5 protein-coding genes and 1 pseudogene are annotated in these 4,933 nt (G+C 65.2%); 3 read left to right on the forward strand and 3 right to left on the reverse strand.

Annotated features, from left to right (window positions below):
* Nucleotides 1-207, reverse strand: a pseudogene (locus Q0Q02_RS23165) (alpha-ketoacid dehydrogenase subunit beta); the annotation flags it as partial.
* Between the two features lie 4 nt (nt 208-211).
* Nucleotides 212-1,471 (reverse strand): 3-methyl-2-oxobutanoate dehydrogenase (2-methylpropanoyl-transferring) subunit alpha, encoded by a 1,260-nt coding sequence (locus tag Q0Q02_RS23170; RefSeq protein ID WP_091858827.1) that lies wholly within the window; start codon nt 1,469-1,471, stop codon nt 212-214.
* A gap of 227 nt (nt 1,472-1,698) precedes the next feature.
* Between Q0Q02_RS23170 and Q0Q02_RS23175 the strand changes: the two genes are divergently transcribed.
* The gene (locus Q0Q02_RS23175; RefSeq protein ID WP_061968714.1) at nt 1,699-2,196 is read left to right on the forward strand and encodes an Lrp/AsnC family transcriptional regulator; all 498 of its coding nucleotides are present in this window, start codon (nt 1,699-1,701) and stop codon (nt 2,194-2,196) included.
* Between the two features lie 112 nt (nt 2,197-2,308).
* On the opposite strand, the gene Q0Q02_RS23180 is transcribed toward Q0Q02_RS23175, so the two are convergent.
* Entirely contained in the window at nt 2,309-3,340 is a 1,032-nt protein-coding gene (locus tag Q0Q02_RS23180) for an LLM class flavin-dependent oxidoreductase (RefSeq protein WP_293813125.1), read from the reverse strand.
* Nucleotides 3,341-3,549: 209 nt separating this feature from the next.
* On the opposite strand from Q0Q02_RS23180, the gene Q0Q02_RS23185 reads away from it, so the two are divergent.
* Both Q0Q02_RS23185 and Q0Q02_RS23190 read left to right on the forward strand, forming a co-directional pair.
* Nucleotides 3,550-4,464: a LysR substrate-binding domain-containing protein gene (locus Q0Q02_RS23185; RefSeq protein ID WP_293813127.1), complete on the forward strand. Its 915-nt coding sequence runs from the start codon at nt 3,550-3,552 to the stop codon at nt 4,462-4,464.
* A gap of 276 nt (nt 4,465-4,740) precedes the next feature.
* The coding region (locus tag Q0Q02_RS23190; protein ID WP_293813129.1) for an NAD(P)H-dependent oxidoreductase subunit E at nt 4,741-4,933 on the forward strand (193 nt) is incomplete at its 3' end.

Here is a 4,933-nt window from a genome sequence, read left to right on the forward strand (position 1 = left end):
GCCGATCGCCGTGCCGACGATGCCGGCCTCGCTGATCGGCGCGTCGAAGCAGCGGGACACCCCGTATTTCTGTTGGAGCCCATGGGTACAGCGGAAGACGCCGCCGAAGAAGCCGACATCCTCGCCAAAGACCACGACATCGTCGTCGCGGCCCATGGCGACGTCCATGGCGGAGCGGATCGCCTCGATCATCGTCATGCGTGCCATCGGGTCAGACTCCGATCTGCTGGCGCTGGCGGCGCAGATGCGGCGGCAGCTCGGCATAGACGTCCTCGAAGATGTCGCGCGCCGAGGGCTTGCCGCCGGAATGCAGCGTGCCGAAGCTCTCGGCCTCCTTCTGCGCCGCGATGACGGTCGCGAGGATCTCGGCCTCCGCCTGCTTGTGGCGCTCCTCCGACCAGGCACCGACCGCGATCAGGTGCTGCTTCAGGCGGATCAACGGATCGCCGAGGGGCCAATCGTCGGATTCGTGCTTGGGGCGGTAGGCGGAGGGGTCGTCCGAGGTGGAATGGGCGCCCGCGCGATAGGTGACGTATTCGACCAGCGTAGGGCCCAGATTGCGGCGGGCGCGCTCGACCGCCCATTGCGCGACCGCATAGACCGCGAGGTAGTCGTTGCCGTCGACGCGCAGCGCCGGGATGCCGAAGCCGAGGCCGCGCGCTGCGAAGGTGCCGGAACCGCCGCGCGCGATGCCCTGGAAGGTCGAGATCGCCCACTGGTTGTTGACGACGTTGAGCACGACCGGCGCCTTGTAGGTCGAGGCGAAGACGAGCGCGGCGTGGAAATCCGATTCCGCCGTCGAGCCGTCGCCGATCCAGGCAGCGGCGATGCGGGTGTCGTTCTTGATCGCCGAGGCCATCGCCCAGCCGACCGCCTGGACGTACTGCGTCGCGAGATTGCCGGAGATCGAGAAGAAGCCGTGCTCCTTCGACGAGTACATCACCGGCAATTGCCGGCCCTTCATCGGGTCGCGCTCGTTCGAGTAGATCTGGCACATCATGTCGACCAGCGGGTAGTCGTGCGCGATCAGCAGGCCGGCCTGGCGATAGGTCGGGAAGTTCATGTCGCCGGGCTGGAGCGCGATGCGGAAGGCGCAGCTCACCGCCTCCTCGCCGGTGTGCTGCATGTAGAACGAGGTCTTGCCCTGGCGCTGCGCCATCTGCATGCGCCCATCGAAGGTGCGCAGCGTCATCATGTGGCGCAGGCCCCGGATCAGGTCCTCATGCGAGAGATCGGGCACCCAGGGACCGACCGCCTCGCCCTCGCGGTTGAGCACGCGGATGATCGAATAGGCGAGGTCGCGGATGTCCTTGGGATCGACATCGACGGGCGGGCGCGCAACGGAGCCCGCCTTCGGAATCACGACATGGGAGAAGTCCGGCTTCTCGCCCGGACGGCTCGCAGGTTTGGGAACGTGGAACTGCAGTGGCTGGGTTGCTGCCGGCGCCTGGCCTGACTTATCGCTGCTCATGAGCGCCTCCATCCCTGACGCCACCAGCATTCCGCCTTCGCGCACATCCCGCAAGCGCTTCTCGCGCTCCTCGTGATGCGGCGGGACGCACAGCCGGCCGGCGATCGTTCCCCTTGCAACCAACGCTATCGGGGACGGTTCGGAGGTTCATTCCGAATTTGCCGGCAAGGGTGAAATCAGACAGAAAGAATTCCCGCTTTATGCCACATATCCAGAATGATTATCTGATGAACAAAAAGAGCCAGAACGGTCCTGCTCTCGATCTGATCGATCGCAAGATTCTCGCTGCGTTGCGGGATGACGGGCGCCTGACGACACAGGCGCTGGCCGAAAAGGTCGGGCTTTCGCCCTCCCCCTGCTGGACGCGGGTGAAGCGGCTGGAGGAATCCGGCGCGATCGAGAAATATGTCGCGCTGCTCGACCACAAGGCGCTCGGCTACAACAATATCGTCTTCGTCGAGATCACGCTCGACAAGCATGACGACAAGGTGCTCGATCAGTGCGGCGAGGCGCTGAGCCGCGCGCCGGAGGTGGTCGAGGCGCATCTCGTGACCGGCGAGTACGACTATCTCGCCAAGGTCGTGGTCAGCGGCACCGACCATTACGAGCGCTTCCTGCGCGGAACGATCTACCGCATTCCCGGCGTACGGCAGACGCGAACGACGTTCGGGTTGCGAGCGCTGAAGCGGACCTTGTCGGTCGATCCGCTGAAGGTCGTGGGGTGAACTCCGTCATTGCGAGGAGCGAAGCGACGAAGCAATCCAGGGGGACTGGGTGAGACGTTCAGCCCAGCCCCCTGGATTGCTTCGCTGCGCTCGCAATGACGGAGAGAAGTTCTTACCCCAGCATCTCCCGCACCAGCGGCAAGACCTTCTCACCGTAGAGCCGGATGCACTCCATCGCCTTCTCGTGCTCCAGCGGGCCGGCGCTGTACTTGAGCTGGAAGCGCTGGAGACCGAGCCCCTTGGCGGTAGCAGTGATCTTGCGCGCCACCGTCTCGGGCGAACCGAGATAGAGCGAGCCACGCGCGACCTCCTGCTCGAAATCCTCGCGGCTCATCGGCGGCCAGCCGCGCTCGGCTCCGATCCGGTCGCGGTTGGCCTTGAAGGCCGGGAAGAACTCCTCCCTGGCCTGCTCGTCGGTCGCCGCGACATAGCCCGGCGAGTGCACGCCGACGGGCTTGGCCGGCTTGCCGATCTGGCTGTAGGCGCGATGGTAGAGATCCACGAACGGCTTGAAGCGCAAGGGATCGCCGCCGATGATGGCGAGCATCATCGGCAAGTCGTAGCGCACCGCGCGGATCACCGATTCCGGGCTGCCGCCGACGCCGATCCAGGTCTTGAGCGGGCCGTTCTCGACCGGCGGATAGACCAGCTGGTCCTTGAGCGGCGGGCGGATCGAGCCCTGCCAGGTCAAGGGCTCCTGCGGCAGCAGGCCGGCGAAGAGATCGAGCTTCTCCTCGAACAGCTTCTCGTAATCGCGCAGATCGAGCCCGAAGAGCGGGAAGGACTCGGTGAAGGAACCGCGGCCGAGGATGACCTCGGCACGCCCGTTCGAGAGCGCATCGACCGTCGCGAAGCGCTGGAAGACGCGGATCGGATCGTCCGAAGACAACACGGTGACGGCCGAGCCGAGCTTGATCCGGCTGGTGCGCGTCGCCATGCCGGCCAGCACCGTCTCCGGCGAGGAGACCGCGAAATCGGCGCGGTGATGCTCGCCGACGCCAATGAAATCGATACCGATCTGATCGGCCAGGACGGCTTCGTCGACGAGATTGCGGATCACCTGCGCATGCGGCAGCGGCTTGCCGTCCGCGCCATGGGTGACATCGCCGAAGGTGTCGAGCCCGAATTCCAGTTCCTGTGCCATGACCATCCCGAGGCTGCGGCGCAGCCTTTTGCCTGCCGGCCATCCCGGCCTCCGGGAGTTAGGGTCAGGATTGCCGCGGCGCAATTCTCCGGGCGTTGCGCCGCCAGCAACAGGCTGTTTGCAGGAATGCAACCGCCTCGCTTGCAACAGCGACGAACTCTGTCGATGTTCGGGCGCGCGGCGCTCCCCGCCGCCTCTGGGCCGACGCCATGATCATTCGCCAACTGGTCTATCTCGACGCGCTCGCCCGCGAGAAGCATTTCCGCCGCGCGGCCGAGGCCTGCCATGTCTCGCAGCCGACGCTCTCGGCCGCGATCGTGCAGCTCGAGGAGGAGCTCGGCGTGATGATCGTCGAGCGGGGCCGGCGCTTCCAGGGCTTCACCAAGGAGGGCGAGGTCGTGCTCGCCCATGCCAGGCGCATCCTGGCCGAAGCCGAGGTGATGAAGGAATCGGTCGCCGAGCTGCGCGAGGGCATTGGCGGGCGCATCCGGCTCGGTGCGATCCCGACCGCGCTGCCGATGATCGCCCATATCACCGCGCCGTTCTCGGAGCGCTATCCGGCGGTGTCGCTCACCGTGCTGTCGCTGACCTCCCAGGAGATCCAGCAGGGCATCGACGATTTCGAGCTCGATATCGGGCTGACCTATCTCGACAACGAGCCGCTCGACCGCGTGATCTCAAAGCCGATCTACCAGGAAGCCTATCTGCTGCTGACGCGCGAGGACGGGCCGCTCGGCGGACGCGACACCATTTCCTGGGCGGAAGCCGCGGAGCAGAAGCTCTGCCTGTTGACCGCCGACATGCAGAACCGGCGCATCATCGATGGCATCTTCCGCTCGGTCGGCGCGGCGCCGCGACCGGCGATCGAAACCAACTCAATCTTCAACCTCTGTTCGCATGCCGGCATCCAAGGCGTCTCCAGCATCGTCTCGCTGCAATTGCTGGAGTTCTTCGGCCTGCCCCTCGGCACCAAGGCGTTGCGATTGATCGAGCCGGAAGCGCAACGCATGATCGGCCTGATCGTCGCCGACCGCCAGCCCATGGCGCCGCTCGCGCGCAACCTGATGACGATGACCCAGCCGGTCGCGGAAGCCGGGTTGGTGCGGCGGCCGGTAGAGCGATAGTCATCATCTATCGCTGCACCGCAACATCATGATCACGACAGAGCATCATTCTCGTGCGAAGCGAAGCGTAGACCCGAGAATCCCTGGACAAGGGCGTGCTGGTTTCCGAGATGCCCGGGTCAGGCCCGGGCATGATGGTGATGAGATCTCGCGCTCAAGCAGTCGTTTTGATAGCCCCAATCTATCATTCGGTCGGCACAAACGATTTGAAATCGTTCCAATCTTGCCGTCTCCTCCGTTGAGACGAGCCCGGCAAACCGGGCCTTTGGAGGAACCATGGCCGGATATGCCGCCTGGAACGAGGACAGCGCTCGCGCGATCATCGCAGGGCTGACGCGCCTGGAAGGCGCCACGCTGCCGATGCTGCACGCGCTTCAGGACGAGTTCGGCTATGTCGACCCGCAAGCCGTGCCCTTGATCGCCGAGGCGCTGAACCTATCGCGCGCCGAAATCCATGGCGCGATCTCCT

The organism is uncultured Allobosea sp. (assembly GCF_945956895.1).
GTDB lineage: Bacteria > Pseudomonadota > Alphaproteobacteria > Rhizobiales > Beijerinckiaceae > Allobosea.